Below are 19,121 nucleotides of genomic sequence, written 5' to 3'. Positions count from 1 at the left end.
ACGGCATTTTTAATTGAAGTGCAGGAACGAACTTAGCGCGCAACACAATCAGGGGAGGGGCAGATGACGGATCAGGTCGAAGAACTGGAACGTCCGGCGGAAAATACGTCGTCTGGTGACGAGTATGTCGATCTTACTCCTGAATATGCGCGCGAGATTCTTGATGCACTGGGCGACGATGATGTATCGCGCGCCGAAGAACTGATTTCCGAACTTCACTTTGCCGATATTGCCGACCTTCTGGGGTGGGCCAGCAGTAGCCAGCGCGTCAAGCTGGTCGATCTGATCCGTCCGGATTTCGATCCGGAACTTCTGACCGAACTTGATGACGAGCTGCGCGAAGAGGTCATTTCGCTGCTTGGTACCGAGGCGGTGGCCGAAGCAATTTCCGAACTCGATTCGGATGACGTGGTCGAGGTTGTCGAATATCTGGAAGAAGAAGACCAGAAAGAACTTCTGGGTGCCCTTTCCGATATCGAACGTGCGCGAGTTGAAGAAGCGCTGTCCTATCCGGAATATACCGCCGGTCGTATCATGCAGCGCGAGCTGGTGGCGATTCCGGATTACTGGTCGGTCGGGCAGACCATCGATTTCCTGCGCTCGGCGAAAAACCTTCCCGATGATTTTTATGACATCATCGTGGTTGATCCGCGATACAGCCCGGTGGGGATCGTTCCGCTTTCACGGGCCATCCGTACCAATCGTCCGGTACTTATCCGCGATGTGATGGATTCTGAGAACATGCGCACGGTTGTCGTGACCGAGGAACAGGAAAACGTCGCCCACCTGTTCCGTCAGCGCGACCTTATTTCGGCACCGGTTGTCGACGATAGCGGCCGACTGGTCGGTGTGATCACGGTCGATGACGTGGTTGACGTCATCGATGAAGAATATGAAGAAGACATGATGCGCCTTGCCGGTGTTGGCGAGGAAGACGACCTTTCAAGTGCGATTTTTGATACCACCCGATCGCGATTTACCTGGTTGCTGGTCAATCTTTTTACCGCCATTGCGGCATCGATGGTCATTGGTGTGTTTGAAGCAACCATCCAGCAGCTTGTTGCGCTGGCGGTTCTGATGCCGATTGTGGCCTCGATGGGGGGCAATGCCGGGACCCAGACCCTGACCGTTGCCGTGCGTGCGATTGCCACACGTGAACTGACCAGCACCAACGCCTGGCGTGTTATCCGCAAGGAAGTCGCCGTATGCGGTTTGAACGGGCTTGCCTTTGCCGTTCTGACCGGGGCTGTGACGTGGTTCTGGTTTGATGATGTCATGCTTGGTGGTGTGATCGGGGCAGCAATGATCATCAATCTGCTGTTTGCCGGATTGTTTGGTGCATTGATCCCGCTTGGTCTGGAACGGGCCGGGATCGACCCGGCGGTGTCTTCATCGGTATTTCTGACGACGATTACCGATGTGGTTGGCTTCTTTGCCTTCCTTGGGTTGGCCGCGACCTTCCTGCTGTAACAGCGCCAAATGCAAAAAACGGCAAGGCCGGGCATTTTACCCGGCCTTGCCGTTTGTGGTTCATCCGGAAAGTCCGCGAAATTCAGCTTCGCGGCGGTGACTTTTCTGCCGGGTTCTGATGGCTGAGCAGTGCGGTCGTTTCAATCGCATCGACCGGTGGCGACAGCAGGAAGCCCTGCAATTCGTCGCAATCGGCGGATTGCAGGACGGCAAGCTGATCCTCGGTTTCGACGCCGACAGCAACCACTTTGCGGTTAAGGCTTTTGCACAACCGGATGGCCGGTTGCAGGATGCTGTTTTCGGGCTGTTCATCAAGCGCGATGTTAAACAATGCCTTGGACAATTTGATCCGCTGCACCGGGAAGCGTTTCAGATAGCGAAGCGATGTGTTGGCCGCAGCAAAATGATCCAGTGTCAGACCAATCCCGGCCTCGGCAAAGCGATAGAACTGGCCAAGTGCGCGTTCGGGATCACGCATGGCAATTTCTTCGGAGACCTCGATCTCGATCATCGCCGGGTCGATTTCATATGCCTTGGTAAGCTCGACAATGCTTTTAAGCAGATCGGCCTGAATAAACTGGCGGCTTGAGACGTTCAGGGCCACCGGAACCGGGATGTAACCCTCGTCCCGCCATTGCGCAATTTGTTTGCAGGCGGTTTCGATGATCCAGCGCCCCAGCGGGGTCAGCAGGCCGGTGCGATCGGCAACGGCAATGAAGTCAGGCGGCAGGCGTCTTTTTCCGCTTTCATCGATCCAGCGCAGCAGGGCCTCAAAACCGGTAAGGGTCCGGTCAGATGTGCGATAGCGCGGCTGGAATTCCAGAACAAAGCGCTTTTCATCGACCGCCCGACGCAATTGCGTTTCCATCGACAGGCGGGCATGCATCACGCTGTTCATTGTCTCGACAAAGAAGCAATAGGACGACTCTGCTGATTTTTGTGCGCGATACATCGCGGCATCGGCATTGGCCAGCAATTGCGAAGGTGCCCTGGCATCGTTGGGGTAAAGGGCAACCCCGACACTGACATGCAGGCGGATTTCATCATTGCCACCGGCCTGAATCGGCTGGGACATGGACTCGACAATTCGTTCTGCGACAAGGGCCGCCCCTTCGGCTTCGGACAGGTCGGTTGCAATGACGGCAAACATATCGCCCGAAAAACGCGCACAACTGTCTTTTTCCCGAACCGTCGCGCGCAAGCGACCGGAAACCGTGCGCAATGTTTCATCGCCGATATCCGATCCGAACCGGTCATTGATGGCACGGAAATTATCGATATCCACCACCAGAACCGCCAGAAGCTTTTCATAACGTTTGGCATGGGCAACGGCCTGATTAAGCCGGTCATCAAACAGTGCGCGGTTTGGCAGGCCGGTCATCGGATCATGCGTTGCCAGATAGCGCAGGCGATTGACCGATGCATTGGCAGCCGGATTGTGATGCAGGGTGATATCAACGCAGTCATCGTGATTGACAGATGGCCGCATCGACAGGTCGCAGACCACATGAACACCCTCGGCACTGCGGACAACCCATTCGCGGCGAAGTTCTTCGTCCCCGCGGCTCAGCGCAAGCAGCATCTTTTCCTGTGCCCGGCGTGATGCCGTGCCGTCGGACTGGAATTCCGGTGCCAGATTGTAAAACCGGATAAAGCCGTAATCTTCTTCGCGCAGGTCAAAGAAATCAGCCGTTTCCGGCGTCATGGATTTCAGGTGACCATCCAGCCGCGTGATGGCAAGCGACAGATCGCTGATATCGTCAGGCGCACGCATGTGATGGATGATGCGTCCAGATGATCGCGGCTGGCGGTTGGCAAGCACGAAGACAATCATCGTCATGATGATCGTGATCGCCGCCCCGATAAACAGAATCGTTTCCGGGCTGAACATCGCCTGGTTGGCAAGGGTCGGGTCGGCGGTAACATCAATGTGCCATTGGCGACCGGCAATATCGACTGTCGCGGTCTGTTCCAGCTCCGGATCGTCGCCTTCGCCCTGAAGGTCAAACAGGACGGTGTCGCCTTCGCGGACACGGACCGAATACCCCATGATCCCGTCGTCATCGATAACCGATGTCAGCATTGTGCGGATACGAATAACACCGTTGATCACGCCGATGATCTGCCCATCGCGGCTAAGTACCGGGGTATAGACGGCAAATCCGCGCCCGCCCTGCAGCAGTTCAAGGGTGGGTGTGATCTGTGTGCGGCGCTGATCGAGCGCAATATCAAGCACCGGCCCGGCAAGCGGATGGCGTTTCAGGTCCGCACCCATCGCCGGGACATTCCCCTTGATCGGGGCGACATACATGATGATGTAGTTCGGTGTGACCCAGTTGACGGCCTGAAGGGCGGGAAAACGGGCCTGCAACGGGGTGGCGAGGCTCAGATAATCGCGTTCTTCCGCAGGTGGGCCGTCCTGCCAGTTATCGGCAAAGGTTTCGAGCACATGCAGATTGTTATCGACGATCTGTTTGACCTGCTGCGCAATGCCAGAAGACATGATCCGGGCCGCGGACAGCAACATGGTATCGCGATTCTGAAGCGCGTTGCTCCAGAGCAGAAAAGTCGCGAGGGCAAGCAGCACGCCGGTCATGAAGCTGGCAAGAAGGGCCTGCTTGCGGATGCCGGTTTTGCGCTCGGTTGCGGATTCTTCGGTTGGCCGGTTATCGTCTTCCATGTCTTCCCCAAGTCTCACGATCATTGGTTAATCGTGATTTTATTCTGCGCCTCAGCCTGATGAGACAGATTGCATTGCCGGGATGGTGTTCGTGCAATTGTCGAAAATAGCGTGCCAGCGCTTTGTGGCCCCGAAATTTAATCCACTACGCTGTTTATGTGGGCATTCTTACACGATTTTAAGGGTTTGAGCGTGTGCAAAAGTGAATAAAGGCTAAATTCAACTGACCCGATGATCACTTGTGATGCTGGGAAAGGCGGATTTCGGGCTGTCAGGCAGCCATGCATTGTGCGGGTCTGTTCGTGATTGCATATCTGGTGTATGTCGATGCCGATGCGCCATCCCGCAAGGTGCAGCAGAAGCCGGATCAAAGAGAGAGTTCATGAAACATCATCACCGCAATCCCCGTGCCCGCGGTGGGCGTCGTAAATCCGCGCCGCGCCGCGATCCGTTGATCGGGTTCGAGGCGACAACGACAATCCGCGAAATCGGCGCGCGGGGCGACGGCATTGCAAGCATCACGGGGCCGGATGGTTCCAGCATCATTGCCTATGTCGATTGTGTCCTGCCCGGTGATGACGTGCGTGTGGCCCTGCGGCAAAAACGCGGTGACGGATATGGTGCGGAACTGGTCGAACTGATTGCGCGCAGTGCGCCTGCCAGTGCCCCGCGGTGCAGCCACTATGAAAGCTGCGGCGGATGTGCGCTTCAGCATCTTGATGATGACAGCTATCGCAACTGGAAACGCCAGAAGGCATTAACCGCGGTCCAGCGTGCCGGACTTGATCCCGACGAGGCCGAGGAACTGGTGGGAGATGTCGAAATTTCACCCCCGGCAAGCCGTCGCCGGGCCGGTTTTGCTGTTCATGTGGGGGCAACCGGTGTGCATGTCGGTTTCCATGGCCGGTTCAGCCATACGGTCATCGACATTACCGACTGTGCCGTTCTGCATCCGGACCTGATGGCATTTCGTGATGCCTTTGCGGCCTTTCTTGGCAAATGTGATCCGGATGCCGCAAAGACCGTCAAGGAAGTGTTTGTGACCCGTGCGGATAACGGCCTTGATGTGGTGATACATGCAGGTGTCGAACCGGGGCTCGATATGCGGCAGGATCTGGCCGAATTTGCCGAAAATCTTGATCTGGCAAGGCTAAGCTGGAAGGTCGGTGACGCCAATGATGAACCGGTGGCGGCGCGCCGCACCCCAACCGTTGCCTTCGAAGGCATCGATGTGCCCGTGCCGCCGGGGGGCTTCCTGCAGGCGACCCGGAATGGCGAGGCATCCCTGACCAATGCGATCAAGGTGGCGTTGCAACGTATCCCGGCCCGCCATGTCGCGGATCTGTTTTGCGGGATTGGCAGCTTTACCTTTGCGCTTGCATTGGGGGGGGATCGCCGCAATGTCGTCGCGGTGGAAAGCGATCCGCGTGCCGTGCGCAGCCTGCAATATGCCGTCGGACAATCGTCGAGTCCGATCAAGGTTGTCGAACGCGATCTATTTCGCCGTCCCCTTGATAAGGCCGACTTGTCCGGACTTGATCTTGTCCTGTTTGATCCCCCACGTGCCGGTGCATTGGCGCAGTGTGAAAACCTTGCGATTGACGGACCTGAATGGGTGATCGCGGTGTCGTGCAATCCGGCGACATTTTCCCGCGATATCAGGGTGTTGCGCAATGGTGGGTATGAACTGACGCGGGTTGTTCCGGTCGATCAGTTCCTGTGGTCATCGCATCTTGAGATGTTCGCAATCCTGCATCGAAACAAAACATCGGCCTGATTGAACGCGCCAGTTGTTTGTTTTGGCTTAATATTTCGTTCCAAATACACTATACTTATGTCTGGTTTTTCCGCCGGACTTCCAGGATGGGCTGCCCGGCTTCGGATCAATGTGATTCGGACCGGGGCGTGGCATGTAGCTGCATAACCGGCTTGTTTGTGCGGAAACGACATTGCAGGCAGTTGGTAGTCCTTATCCGGTTTATACTGACACTGCGCGCGCCATCGCGCCGCAGAACCGCCTGCTTGCGTCCGTCGAGAGCATCCAAAGCAGCAATTCCCCGAACACCAACCTTAGTAACGATGCCCTTCGCAATAGCAGTGCTGCATCCCGGAGCCTGCGGGGTTCGCTTGGTCGTGCGGATGATTTTCTTAAAGTTGCCGCCGATGATCTTTCGCGGATCGGCTCTGCTTTGGACGAAGTCGATACACTGGTCAGCAGCGTTGAAAACAATCCATCACTGTCACGCGTCGAACGTGGGTTCATCACAGCGCAAATTCAGGACTATCTTGATCAGATCGACGAAATCGCCACCAGCAGCAATTATGATGGCAAAAACCTGCTGGACAGTGATCAGACAATTGAATTGCAGATCGGATCGGGGACGTCATCAGGCAACCGTCTGAATGTTGAACTGTATGCATCCGGGACCGAAGGACTGGCAACCGGGCTATCCGCCATCGACATTTCCGATGATGCCGGGGTTTCCAATGCGCGTGACCGTGTTGATGCCGCGCAGGAAGCGCTTTCAAACCGGGAAATATCCCTACAGGCAGACCGCGAAAGCATTGCCGGGGCGGCTGATCGCAGCCGGGTTTCCGAGGTTGCAGGTAATAACATCCTTCAGGCGCAACTTGCCGCAACCGAACCCGGCGACGCCGATCAGGTGCGGCGCGGAATCATAGAAGCTTTTCAGGGCTATCTTGGCGAAATATCGGCACGTTTGCAGGATCAGACCGTGACGATTGGTGGCATCAGCCTGCCAGAACCGCAACCAAGACCTGAGCCGGTTACCGAGCGTGATGATCCGTTTGCCTATGATCCGAACGCGGATCCATTCGGGCGTGATGATGGGCAATACTTCGCGCCGACAACAGGAAGAAATACCACCGATCCGGTCCCGTCCAGCACGTTTGGCGGCTATGACAGCAACGGTGGTGGGACGGGTATTGGCGGCACCTTGTCGGGTGGTGGCGGGGCTGGTCAATCCAGCGCACCCCGCGTATCGATAGAAGCCTGAATGATATAGGCCCTGGTCGGAAAGCCTATTCGATATATTCCCCATCATAAATGCCCCAGTAGCCCTGACGCGGGGCCCATCCTTCGAAATCGCCAAACTGCAACTGACACCAGTCAACCGAACGCGGGCAGGTTTCGATTTTGCCAATCACCGAATTGGAAACAAGGGCGATCTTGCGGGCATTTTCATCGGCGGCGGAATAAAGCGTGATGGTATCGGCGGTAACAATCACATGACGTGATCCCAGCAAAAGACTTTGATGTACCCATCCTTCGCTGCCTTCCCAGTCGCGAACCTTGCGCCAGGTATCAAATTCCGAAATGACTTCCATCGGCATGTTGCGGCGCTGATAGATCCAGACCTTTGGATATCGCAGGCCGGGCCCGGAACGCAGATGAACCTTGTCTGACCGCAATGCAACAAAGCGCGGGATTGGCAGGCCTGATTCCTGCGCGCTGGCGACAATCGGCGCGCCAAGGCTGCCAAGGATCGCCATGGCGATAAAAGTATGAAGGAATTTACGGATGATCCGCGGCATTGTGACGGTTTTCCCTGCTCTTTCTTCTGCTGCCGGAATAGAACTTCGGAACCGGCGAACCTTGCTCTTTAAGAAATAAAATTACAAAAATGACGTCAAAATTCTTGCTTTAATACCCAGTGACGTGGCATCACTGCATTGCGGCAAGAGCGCATTTGGCGCAAGAAACCCATCTTGTCAGCAAAAGAGTTAAAAGACCGCATAGGAACGGCAGATGACCAAGAAAAAACCCCTCGTCATCGTGACCCGCAAACTGCCGGAAGCGATTGAAACCCGCATGATGGAACTGTTTGATGCCCGTCTGAACATCGACGATGTCCCGATGTCCAAGGCCGAATTGATCGAGGCGGTCAAACAGGCCGATGTTCTTGTCCCGACGGTGACGGACAGAATCGATTCCGCCGTTCTTGCCCATGCGGGGCCGAATTTGCGCCTGATTGCCAATTTCGGGACGGGTGTTGACCATGTCGATCTGCAAACCGCACGGTCACGCGGTATCACCGTCACCAACACCCCCGATGTCCTGACCGAAGATACCGCCGACATGACAATGGCGTTGATCCTTGCAGTATCGCGCCGTGTTGCCGAAGGCGAACGCATGATTCGCAGCGGCGAATGGACGGGCTGGGCACCGACATCGATGCTGGGGCATCGCATCTGGGGCAAGCGGCTTGGCATTGTCGGCATGGGGCGCATTGGCCGGGCCTTGGCCCGGCGGGCAAAGGGTTTTGGTCTTTCGGTGCATTATCATAACCGCCGCCGTGTTCATCCCGATACCGAGGCAGAACTCGATGCGACCTGGTGGGAAAGCCTGGATCAGATGTTGGCCCATGTTGATGTTGTGTCAGTCAACTGCCCGCATACACCGGCAACCTATCATCTGCTGTCGGCCCGTCGCCTTAAACTGATGCAGCCGCACGCCATTCTGGTCAATACGGCCCGTGGCGAGATTGTCGATGAACCGGCATTGACCCGGATGCTGGCCGATCGCGAGATCGCCGGGGCCGGGCTTGATGTGTTCGAACATGAACCGGCCGTGAACCCGAAACTGCTTGAATTGCAGAACGCCGTTCTGTTGCCGCATATGGGGTCGGCGACCATCGAAGGACGTGTCGATATGGGCGAAAAGGTGCTGATCAATATCAAGACCTTTGTCGATGGTCACACACCGCCGGATCGGGTGATTGAAGGGCTTCTGTAAGGACCTGATATATATCCTTTGGCGATACCTGTAGGGGAATTGATGTGCCGGGTAATGTTATCCGGCACATTGCGTTTCGTTGGGTGATTGGCCTTAAGACGACACAGGTTGCTTTGCCGGTTTGGTGAATATTTTCGCGGCCTGCCCGATAACCAGCGGTACCAGACTTCCCCCGATAACCAGAAGCCATCCCGTGCCGCTTGGCGGGGCAATCATGAGCAGCCGGGACAATGCGGGAACATAAAGCGTCAACCCGATCAGGAGCACGCAAATTCCCAAGGCAATCCAGATGAAAGGGTTGCGGGTAACATCGTTGAAAATCCAGCCGGAAGATCGGGCACGCATGTTGAAAACATGCAGCAACTGTGCGGTTGCAAGGGTCAGGAACGATACCGACAAAGCTTCCTGATCCCCAAGGTTGAAAACATGCAGTGCCATGGCGAAAGCACCAAGTACTCCGACCGTAATCAATGCGCCGTAAAAAAGAATGCCGCCCCAATCCTGTTTGGTCAGAACCGGTGTTTTGGGATCGCGCGGGGGCTGGTTCATGACATGCCGGTCTCCTTCGCCAATACCAAGTGCGAAAGCCGGAAACACGTCCGTTACAAGGTTAAGATACAAAATCTGCAACGGCAGAAGCGGTAAGGGAAGCCCGCTTGGCACGGCAAGGCCGATCACGAGTATCTCGCTGAGATTGCATGACATCAGATACAGCACAAAGGTGCGTATATTGGCAAAAATAACCCGTCCCTGATGCATCGCGGTTACGATTGACGGGAAGGCATCGTCACGCAAAACCATGTCTGCGGCTTCGCGGGCGACGTCTGTGCCTCTTTTGCCCATGGCGATGCCGATATCGGCCTTTTTAAGCGCGGGGGCATCGTTAACGCCATCACCGGTCATGGCAACAATGGCACCTGCCTGCTGGTGAAGGGAAACCAGATTTAATTTTGCTTCGGGGCTGACCCTTGCAAAAACGGGGGTGGCAAGAATGCGGTCACGTTCTGTTTTCTGTGTCAGGTCGATTGCCTGAAGCATCCTGCCTTCAAACCCGGATGCCGTTGCATCGCAAAGTCCGACTTGCGTCGCAATATTTCTGGCGGTGCCGATATGATCGCCCGTTACCATGATGACCCGAACCCCTGCCGCATGACAGGCCTGTATTGCGGCAGGCACATCTTCTCGCGGGGGATCAAGAAGGGCGATCAGGCCAATCAGGATCAGATCCTGATAGGGGGGCGTATCGACCGCAGGGGCATTTTTCATCGCAAGGGCAAGAACGCGCAAGCCCTTTTGCGTCATGTCATTGCTTAAATCCGACCAGCGCCGCCGGGCTTTTTCGTCCATTTCACGCGGGCCATGATTTTCAAGGAAGCCGGTGCTGTTTTTTATGACGGCTTCGGGTGCGCCCTTGATCGCAACAAACAGGTTATCGGGGTTGTTTTGATCGCGATGAAAGGTTGCCATCATGCGGGTCTGCGCGCTGAAAGCTTCCTTGGCGATTTCGGGGTATCTGGCTTGTTGTTCTGTCTGATCAATGCCTGCATTCCGGGCGACTTCAAGCAAGGCCAGTTCCATCGGGTCGCCAATATGCTTTTCCGTGCTGCCGGATGGCAGCAGAATTGCGTCGTTACACAAAACAGCAATCCGTATGGCCAGTTCTTCGGGGCTGTTTGCTGCCAGCAATGCGTCAGGAGATGACGTAAAATCAACTTCGTTTTCCGAGGTCCGGAGGGCTACGACCGTCATCCGGTTTTCGGTAAGCGTTCCGGTTTTATCGGTCATGATAACCGTGGTCGCACCCAGCGTTTCAACGGCTGACAGGTTCTTGATCAGGGCATTGCGTTTCGCCATCCGCCACATCCCGCGGGCAAGGGCAACCGTTGCAACAATCGGCAATCCTTCTGGGACGGCGGCAATCGCAAGGGCGATACCGGTCTTGAGCATCATCACCATGTCTTTGCCGACATAAATGCCGACAATGGCGATGCATATGGTCAGTCCCAAAGTGGCCCAGATAAGATGACCAGCCAGCGTATCAAGACGTTTTTCAAGCGGTGATGTTTCGGCTTCTGCCATTTCGGTCATCGCCGCGATATGACCAAGTTCGGTTGTCATTCCGGTGGCAACACAGACACCCGATCCGTCCCCGCGGCTGATGGCCGTGCCCTTGAACACCATATTCGTGCGATCCCCAAGCGGCAGGTTTTTATCGGTTCTGGCATCATCGGGCAGGTTGACGGTTTTGTCCGTCGGAACGGACTCCCCTGTCAAAGCAGATTCATCTGCCTGCAGGTTGCTGCATTCTATCAAACGGATATCAGCCGGAATAATGTCGCCCGCTTCAAAGATAACAATATCGCCCGGTACGATGTCGCGGGCCTCCAGCACGTGGATTTGCCCATCCCGCCTTACCTTGGCGTGAACACTTGAAAGCTTTCGCAATGCCTCCATCGAACGGATGGCCCTGATTTCGGATGTAAAGCCGATGGCTGCATTGATGATCAGCACCACGACGATGGCAATGCCCTCGGTCAGGTCGCCGAAATAAAATGAAAGGGCCGCGGCACCGGCCAGCATATAGACAATCAGCCCCGCAAATTGCCGGATCAGGATGGTCCAGAAAGAGACGTGCTTCTGGTCCTTAAGGCTGTTCCTGCCGTATTTCTTCCGGCGTTCTGTGGCGTCCGTTTCCGAAAGGCCGACCTCGGGGGAAACATTCAGATGTGCGAGGATTTCCGGTAATGGCTGAATATGATGATCGGACATGCAGAAACCTTTGCAACCAGCAACGAGCAGACGGGCAGGCACCAGCCAACTAGGTCACTAAATCAGTGACCGGTCAAGCAACCGGCCATTTAAGGGCACCTGATTTGATGGTGCAGCATCCTCCTGACAGCTTCTGACAGGGAGGCGGATTAAATCCGTACTCAAAGCATTTCAATTTATCAGCAGCTTGGGTATCAGTAAGGACAATATTTCCATCAGGATTTCCTTCAAGGGGGCCACCATGAATTTTGTCTTTCCCGCAGCCACGCCGGTTACCGTTCCGGTGCAGAATTCGGATCAGCTTTTCCCGGTCAATCGCATCTTCTGCATCGGCAAGAATTATGCCGACCATGTGCGCGAAATGGGCTCCGACCCGGCCGATACCCCGCCCTGCATCTTCATGAAGCCGACGGATTGCCTGAAGGTTGGCAACGGTGATCTAGCCTATCCGTCGGGAACCGAAGACCTCCATTACGAGGGGGAGCTTGTTGTGGCCCTCGGTGCGGGGGGCAAGAACCTTGATCGTGCGGCGGTTGAAGCCGCCATTTTCGGATATGCTGCGGGCCTTGATATGACCCGCCGTGATGTGCAGGCCGGCCTTAAGGACCGTCGCCTGCCGTGGGATATGGCCAAATCCTTTGACGATTGTGCCGCGATTTCGGCAATCCGGCCCAAGACCGATGCAGGCAATCCGCAGGCAACCAATCTGAAATTGTCGGTCAATGGCACGGTCAAACAGGATGATACGACCGCCAAGATGATCTGGCCGATGGTTGACGCATTGGTGCATCTGTCGACCCTGATCGAGCTTAAGGCAGGTGATCTGCTGTTTACCGGAACCCCCGAAGGTGTCGGTCAGGTGGTGCGCGGTGACCGCATGGATGTGGTGATTGCCGATGTTGCGGAACTGTCGGTTACGCTGAAATAGCATCAGGATATCAAGATACAGGGATTAAAGGGTCAGGGCCCACTCACCTCATCAGGAAACGGAGTCCGTTTTGAAAATCGTCAGTTGGAATATCAATTCCGTTCGATTGCGCATCGAACAGGTCATAAAGTTTTTAGAAGAACAACAACCCGATGCGCTGTGTCTTCAGGAACTGAAATGCCCGGACGAGCATTTCCCCCACGAGGCATTTGAAGCCGCCGGTTACATTCATCGTCATAACCATGGCATGAAAAGCTATAACGGTGTTGCGATCCTGTCGCGGTTGCCGTTTGCCAAAACCGATATCAGGCATTTCTGCGGCAAGGAAGACCGCCGTCACTGTATGGTGACGTTTGAAAACGGGGTCGAGCTGCACAATTTCTACATCCCGGCCGGGGGCGACGAACCGGACGTGACAATCAATGAAAAGTTTGCCCACAAGCTTTCCTTCCTTGATGAAATGACCGCATGGTGGGCGGAACGCCGGGTTGCCGACCCGGATCGCAAGGCCATTCTGGTCGGGGATTTCAATATTGCCCCGTCGGAAAATGATGTCTGGTCGCACAAGCAGCTTTTGAAAGTTGTCAGCCACACACCGATCGAAGTTGAAAAGCTCGAAGCATTCCGTAAATCCGGTGATTTCGTGGACTCTGTGCGTGAAATCGTCGAAGAGCCGGAAAAACTGTTTAGCTGGTGGAGCTATCGTTCACGCGACTGGCGGGCCAGCAACAAGGGGCGTCGTCTGGATCATGTCTGGATGACACCGAATATGGCCGGATCGGTCCGGACCGCATCGGTCTATGACCTTGCCCGTGACTGGGAAAAACCATCCGATCATGCACCGGTGGTTGTCGAGTTCAATATCTGAATACCGTTTTTTCAGCACCAAACAGCGGGCCGGATTTATCCAGTCCGCTGTTTTTTTGTCTAAAAGGTCTTGATCACGGGACGTGCCGGGGTGAAGCTTCTGATTGAACCCGGAAACGAACGTCCCCAATTCTTTAAGCAATTTTATCCCGATGAAACAAAAAACAGGATACGGGCAATGAAAAAGATCCTCATCGCGTTGGCAGCCATCATTTTGCTGGTCGTTGCCGGACTGGTGTATGTCTATGTCAATCTTGACAATATCGTCAAAGCAACCATCGAAGAGGCTGGAACCCGTGTGACGCTGGCCGATGTGACGGTGGATAATGTCAAGATTGAAACCACCCAGAACACGGCATCCATTGGCGGGCTGGTTGTCGGGAACCCGGATGGTTTTGAAACCGACCATGCCTTTTCGCTGGGCAATATTTCGGTGCGACTGGATGGTTCGACACTTACCAGCAATACCATCCGCGTGATCGAGGTGATCGTGGATGCGCCCAGTGTGACCTATGAATTGGGGCAGGGTTCGTCAAACATCGCGACCATTCAGCGCAATGTTGAAAGCTTTGTCCAGCGTGTCTCCGGCCCGACCGGTGCAGGTGGCGACAAGGCAGATACCGCCGCCGATGACGGTTCGGGTACCAAGGTCGTGATTGATAATGTCTATATCCGCAACGGCAATGTCAGTGTGTCGGCCGCGATGCTGCAGGGTAAAAAACTGTCTTCGGGACTTCCTGAAATCCACCTTAAGGACATTGGCAAGCAAGAAGGCGGAGCGACCCCGGCGCAAGTCGCCGAGGAAATCATCACCGCCCTTAACACCGCGGTGTTCAAATCGGTTTCCAGTCTGAATGTCGATGGACTTTTGCAGGGGGTCGGTGACCTTGGCAAGGGTGTGACCGGATTGATTGGCGGTGCTGCAACCGGAACCGGCGGCGTGGTCAAGGACGGTGCGGGTGCTGTCGGTGATGCGGTCAAGGGACTGTTTGGCGGTTCGTCCGAATAACGGGACTCGGAACCGGAGTTACGGGATATTTCAATAATATCCTTATAATCAATGTCTTGGCGGAAGGGGAGGCTATCGCTCCTTCCGTTTTTCTTTTTAACGGCGAATTGACGGTACTGCCGCACCGCACAAGGACAATCCGCATATTACTGATGTGAGATTTTCTCTATCTCCCTGCTTTTTTTCATGAATTTGGTTTCCATATATTTTGGGGTATGGAAACATTTCACCAATGGACGGTGTCGTCTTGGGGAATCTTGTTCGGCAATATGAACCGGAAAGATTATTTTCGGGGTCTGGTCACTCTTCCGATCTGGTCATCGACAACGATTTACACCGCCAAACAAAGATCGATGCATTGCATTGGTTACGCGGCGTTTGCCATCAAGCCGGATCAACCGGTTGGTTATGCGCCCTGAAAATAGAATATTGGGATTGGGATCATTATTGTCGTCATCCAGACAAGGAGTGAAGACCGATGAGAGCTAAACTGCTTTTTGCTGTTTCCGCAGCTGCCTTTCTTGCGGCCTGTGCGAACATGGATATTCCGGGCGTTCGCGGGATGACCGATACGGGGTCGGCATTTGATGCAGCCCTTCATCAGGCGTATTCCGACCTTGCGCAAGCCGAATATGACGAAGCGGACTGGGCGGATGCGCGTTACTTCACCAACCGCGCGAAAACGGCGGCGATGGGACAGGATACCGGTCCGCAACCATTGGCAGATCGCAATCTGCCCGAAGAAGGCCTGGCAGAAATAAGTGTTGCACGGGCTGATTTGATGGCGGCCTTTGATGCGGGCGGACGGGACAAGGCACCAGAGGCCGCCGCACGGGCCCAGGCTGCTTTCGATTGCTGGATGCAGGAACTTGAAGAAAACATTCAGCAGGAAGACATCGATAATTGCCGTGCCTCGTTCTATCAGGCACTTGCCCTTGTTCAGGCGGAACTTGATCAAAAGCCGATGGCCGCGGCTGCGCCGATGATGATGCCTGAACCGATGAAAATCTACTTTGCGTTCGACAGTGCCGTTCTTGGTGACAAGGCGATGCCGGTTATTGACGGGATTGTCGAAGCATATGAAAAATACGACCCGAAAATGATCAGTCTTACAGCCTATGCTGACCGGGCCGGTGATCCGATGTATAATGACATCCTTGCCAAATCGCGCGTCGATGCGGTGGTCAAGGCATTGCGTGATCATGGCGTCAGCCCCAGCAGGCTTGCCATCAGCATCAGCGGCGAGGCCAATGTACCGGTTCCGACTGCCGATGGTGTCGCGGAAAAAGGCAACAGGGTTGTTACGGTGAAATTTGAAGACGGCATGTAAGCCGACATAACAAAGAGGGTGAATATATGCGGTTACTCATCGCGCTTCTGCTGCCATGGTTGTTGTTCTTTACCATCGGGCGGCCCATTGCAGGTATCATCTGCCTGATCTTGCAGATTACCCTTCTGGGGTGGATTCCGGCGGCAATCTGGGCTGTCTATGCGTTGAGCCAGTACAACACCGACAAAAAAATCAGTCAGGCCATGGGCGGTGGGCAGGGTTAATTCCCCATACCCCATTCGATGGTGTTGATGATTGGCGGTTGAACCGCATTGCATGTGAAAGGCAGGCTTCCGGGCCTGCCTTTTTTGTTAATGCATGTGGCGACGAACCCCGCCGATAAACCGCGATATCAGCCGTGAAACGGTAAAGCGTGTGATGGCAAACGTAAGGAAACCGGCAATCCCGGGCCAGTACCATGCCTGTATTTCGGGCCGTGTGCTTTGTTCAACCAACCCGTAAACGACGACCGCCATTCCTGCGCCCGCCATAAAAGCCAGACGCCTGCGATAGCGACCGATGAACGGGGCAAATAACCACATCGTCCCGTTTCCTATGCTTGCGTCCGGCCGTTACGATTGCCGCGCATCAATGCTGCCCGCCGCCGATATCGCGCGCAAGGCGGGCGGCAAAGTCGTCGGTCATGCCCGATATGTAATCAAGGATCGTCAGATACAGGTTGTAAAGCGGTGCGCCGACCGGCATCGAATCATTGCCGATCAGTTCGCGAACCCGCCCGGTACGATAGGAAAGCTCTGCGTCATCCTTGGCCTGATGGATTTCAAGGGCCGTCTTGCAGAAGGTATCAAGCAGCGTTTCAAGGCAGGCAAATGCGCCGACCTCGATCTGGACTTTGCGCCGGTTCAGAATGATCTGCTTTTCTGAAAACTGTTTGGCGGTCGCGATCATTTCATTGAACGGGCCATCGGCACAGGACAGAAGATCACCATCGACTGCCCCGTTCAGCAACTGCTCCTCGCGCAAGACAAAGGCATCGGTCAGGGCATCGAGCAGCCCGGTGATGATCTTGCCGCGCAGGAAGGTCATCTTGCGCCGGATGTTGGTTTCACGGTGATATTCGCTAGGAATGTCGCCCGGGATGCAGGGCAATAAGAGGTTTTCAAAGACGCTGAAATCAACCAGTTCCAGTTCGACGCCGTCCTCGATATCAATCAGCGCATAACAGACATCATCGGCCGCCTCGACCAGATAAACCAGCGGATGACGGCAAAACGATTGTGCGCCGGTGCGGATCAGGCCGGTGGCATCGGCGACCTCGGTCAGCAGGTCCATTTCGCGCTGAAATGCACCGAATTTCATTTTTTCGGGATAAGGACTGCCAATCGCCGACCATGGATATTTTACAAAACTTGCCAGCGTCGCATAGGTCAGGCGCATGCCGCCGTCATAAAGGCCGCTTCGTTTATGGGTCAGTAACCTGAACCCCTGCGCATTGCCTTCAAAGGTCGTCAGATCGGCGCGTTCTGCCTCGGACAGCGGCGTAAGATATTTGGGATCGGCATCCAGAAACCACTGACGCACGGCATATTCCCCGGCATGGCCAAATGGCGGGTTGCCGATGTCATGGGCAAGGGCGGCGGCCTGAACAATGGCGGCCATATGATCGGGTTCAATCCCGTCGGGCAGGTGGCCTTTTTCGGCCAACTGATGGCCGACCATAAGTCCCATGGACCGTGCAACACAGGATACTTCAAGGCTATGGGTCAGGCGGGTATGGACATTGTCGTTTTCAGGCAGCGGATGAACCTGCGTCTTGCGTTGCAGACGCCGGAAAGCCGACGAAAAAATGATCCGGTCGTAATCCTTGTGAAAATCGGATCGACCGAACGCGCCGACACTTGAATGTCGTGTGCCCAGACGCGCGGGTGACAACAGTTTTTGCCAGTTCATCGATGGGGTATTCCAAGGTTATGCATTATGTATTGCAAAATAACCAGAACAGCTTGGCTAGAGAGCTTTATTCAACCGATAACTTTTACTGATCAATTGACATAAGAGATATCCCTTCTCTCAAAAGAACCTGATTTAATGTGTAGAGTCCGTGAGGAACAAATTCATGTTCCGCCGTAAACTTCTTAAGTATCTTCGCTTTCATGGGTATAGCTTTGAAGCTATCTGTTTCATATGCTTTATCTCTCGCGATGAGAGGTTCTATATTCGAATGAAATGGGACATCTATCTCAATCATTGATGTTAACCCAACTTCGAAGTTTGTTTTTTCAAGGAAAAAGTCATAGAATGAAGTTCTGTTGGCAAGTCTGTATATGTTATTGTCTATGCCAATTTCTTCTAATAATCCTCGCTTAAAGCACAGTTCAATATCAACGTTTCCGAATGCATCCTTGTCAGTTGAAGATAGCCCTTCGTTCATTGAAATGTGGTATCTAGACTTGCCTCCATGCACTCTCTTCGACCTCTTTGAGAGAACTATTTCCTTTCCATTTTCTCCGTCACAGATCAAAATTGTGTTGATACCGAATGACGTCAAAAATGCATTGTAATTTAAGAAGTTATCTGCCGTTGCATTTTTTATCACGTGCCCCTGCGAGACCAATTCGTGATATATTGATCGGAACACTCGGTGTGTGAAGTAATCAGTCTTGAACAGATTTATTTCTGCCCCCGGATTTTCATTCTCACCAAATCGAGTAAAGCGAATATCGTAAATCCCATACTTTTCACCGTTGAACCTTAGTCCGTCTGACGATGCTAAAAATTTTTGGGCTACAATTTCTCGATGTTTGTTGATTAGATATGTAAGATTATTGATGCCAGTTTTTTGTTGTATGTCTTGAAAGTTGGCACTTCCGTCGAATGACTGATCTTTTTGAAATAAAGATCTTTTATCGTTTGAAATCTGGAGCTCTTCTTCGCGTCTTTTGAGCTCTTGTAGATGCGCATGCGGCATATTTATATACAGGCATTTTGCTCTACCAAAATGAGAAGCTTCTCTCACTATCAGGTTGCTTTTCGCGAACTCGGGATCTCCATTCTCCAAGCTGAGTACGTTTGTTTTTTTCGCATATTCCCGATATTTCTTGATTTTTTTTGATAATATTGTTCTTCGAGCCTTTAATTTTGCATAATAAATTACCTTTTGGATCAAGAACATAATAATTGAACCTATTAATAGGTAAGCTAGTTCTACTGTCCCATCAGACTCAATCTTAGAAATTAGATCTTCAATCATAATTTGGTGCTTTGAAAATAGACATACATTAATTCTAGGTTTGAAGTAATTAAAGTAACCCGCCTCATTAAGAGGCGGGTAGGAGTAAGTTAGGTTAACTG

16 protein-coding genes are annotated in these 19,121 nt (G+C 53.8%); 10 read left to right on the top strand and 6 right to left on the bottom strand.

Annotated elements, in window-relative coordinates; genetic code table 11:
• Nucleotides 1-63: 63 nt before the first annotated feature.
• Complete coding sequence (gene mgtE, locus SMB34_RS05130) at nt 64-1,470, top strand: magnesium transporter (RefSeq protein ID WP_037988143.1); 1,407 nt, start codon at nt 64-66, stop codon at nt 1,468-1,470.
• An 82-nt stretch (nt 1,471-1,552) separates the two neighbouring features.
• Here the strand turns inward: mgtE and SMB34_RS05125 are convergent, their stop codons facing one another.
• Nucleotides 1,553-4,174 carry a bifunctional diguanylate cyclase/phosphodiesterase gene (locus SMB34_RS05125; protein WP_240478751.1) on the bottom strand — a complete coding sequence of 874 codons (2,622 nt, stop codon included), beginning with the start codon at nt 4,172-4,174 and terminating at the stop codon, nt 1,553-1,555.
• Nucleotides 4,175-4,532: 358 nt separating this feature from the next.
• Between SMB34_RS05125 and SMB34_RS05120 the strand changes: the two genes are divergently transcribed.
• Both SMB34_RS05120 and SMB34_RS05115 read left to right on the top strand, forming a co-directional pair.
• The gene (locus SMB34_RS05120) at nt 4,533-5,927 is read left to right on the top strand and encodes a class I SAM-dependent RNA methyltransferase (protein ID WP_007088914.1); all 1,395 of its coding nucleotides are present in this window, start codon (nt 4,533-4,535) and stop codon (nt 5,925-5,927) included.
• A 172-nt stretch (nt 5,928-6,099) separates the two neighbouring features.
• Entirely contained in the window at nt 6,100-7,167 is a 1,068-nt protein-coding gene (locus SMB34_RS05115) for a flagellin (protein WP_037988141.1), read from the top strand.
• 25 nt (nt 7,168-7,192) lie between these two features.
• Here the strand turns inward: SMB34_RS05115 and SMB34_RS05110 are convergent, their stop codons facing one another.
• Complete coding sequence (locus tag SMB34_RS05110; protein WP_037988139.1) at nt 7,193-7,705, bottom strand: SH3 domain-containing protein; 513 nt, start codon at nt 7,703-7,705, stop codon at nt 7,193-7,195.
• 214 nt (nt 7,706-7,919) lie between these two features.
• On the opposite strand from SMB34_RS05110, the gene SMB34_RS05105 reads away from it, so the two are divergent.
• Nucleotides 7,920-8,906 carry a 2-hydroxyacid dehydrogenase gene (locus tag SMB34_RS05105; RefSeq protein WP_007088911.1) on the top strand — a complete coding sequence of 329 codons (987 nt, stop codon included), beginning with the start codon at nt 7,920-7,922 and terminating at the stop codon, nt 8,904-8,906.
• Nucleotides 8,907-8,999: 93 nt separating this feature from the next.
• On the opposite strand, the gene SMB34_RS05100 is transcribed toward SMB34_RS05105, so the two are convergent.
• Nucleotides 9,000-11,675, bottom strand: coding sequence for a cation-translocating P-type ATPase (locus SMB34_RS05100; protein WP_037988137.1), 2,676 nt, complete (start codon nt 11,673-11,675; stop codon nt 9,000-9,002).
• A 241-nt stretch (nt 11,676-11,916) separates the two neighbouring features.
• Between SMB34_RS05100 and SMB34_RS05095 the strand changes: the two genes are divergently transcribed.
• From SMB34_RS05095 to SMB34_RS05070, 6 genes are all read left to right on the top strand, one after another.
• On the top strand, nt 11,917-12,603 hold the full coding sequence (locus SMB34_RS05095) for a fumarylacetoacetate hydrolase family protein (protein ID WP_037988263.1): 687 nt from the start codon (nt 11,917-11,919) through the stop codon (nt 12,601-12,603).
• A gap of 70 nt (nt 12,604-12,673) precedes the next feature.
• Entirely contained in the window at nt 12,674-13,471 is a 798-nt protein-coding gene (xth, locus tag SMB34_RS05090) for an exodeoxyribonuclease III (protein ID WP_037988136.1), read from the top strand.
• Between the two features lie 177 nt (nt 13,472-13,648).
• Nucleotides 13,649-14,479 carry an AsmA family protein gene (locus tag SMB34_RS05085; protein ID WP_007088907.1) on the top strand — a complete coding sequence of 277 codons (831 nt, stop codon included), beginning with the start codon at nt 13,649-13,651 and terminating at the stop codon, nt 14,477-14,479.
• A 232-nt stretch (nt 14,480-14,711) separates the two neighbouring features.
• Entirely contained in the window at nt 14,712-14,951 is a 240-nt protein-coding gene (locus SMB34_RS21125) for a hypothetical protein (protein WP_167332735.1), read from the top strand.
• Between the two features lie 6 nt (nt 14,952-14,957).
• Nucleotides 14,958-15,809, top strand: a complete 852-nt coding sequence (locus SMB34_RS05075) for an OmpA family protein (protein WP_037988132.1) — start codon at nt 14,958-14,960, stop codon at nt 15,807-15,809.
• Between the two features lie 26 nt (nt 15,810-15,835).
• On the top strand, nt 15,836-16,033 hold the full coding sequence (locus tag SMB34_RS05070) for a YqaE/Pmp3 family membrane protein (RefSeq protein WP_007088905.1): 198 nt from the start codon (nt 15,836-15,838) through the stop codon (nt 16,031-16,033).
• Nucleotides 16,034-16,120: 87 nt separating this feature from the next.
• Here SMB34_RS05070 and SMB34_RS05065 read toward each other — a convergent pair whose 3' ends face one another.
• The 3 genes from SMB34_RS05065 to SMB34_RS05055 all read right to left on the bottom strand — a co-directional run bounded on the left by SMB34_RS05065 (nt 16,121) and on the right by SMB34_RS05055 (nt 19,020).
• Nucleotides 16,121-16,351, bottom strand: a complete 231-nt coding sequence (locus SMB34_RS05065) for a hypothetical protein (protein WP_037988130.1) — start codon at nt 16,349-16,351, stop codon at nt 16,121-16,123.
• Between the two features lie 46 nt (nt 16,352-16,397).
• Entirely contained in the window at nt 16,398-17,720 is a 1,323-nt protein-coding gene (locus SMB34_RS05060; protein WP_037988128.1) for a deoxyguanosinetriphosphate triphosphohydrolase, read from the bottom strand.
• A gap of 85 nt (nt 17,721-17,805) precedes the next feature.
• Nucleotides 17,806-19,020: a hypothetical protein gene (locus SMB34_RS05055; RefSeq protein WP_037988127.1), complete on the bottom strand. Its 1,215-nt coding sequence runs from the start codon at nt 19,018-19,020 to the stop codon at nt 17,806-17,808.
• Nucleotides 19,021-19,121 lie beyond the last annotated feature (101 nt).

The sequence above is a fragment of the Thalassospira permensis NBRC 106175 genome, assembly GCF_000714555.1.
In the GTDB taxonomy this organism is placed as follows: domain Bacteria; phylum Pseudomonadota; class Alphaproteobacteria; order Rhodospirillales; family Thalassospiraceae; genus Thalassospira; species Thalassospira xiamenensis.
The sequence above is the reverse complement of the archived record's forward strand: the minus strand, read 5'-3'. Positions and strand labels throughout refer to the sequence as shown.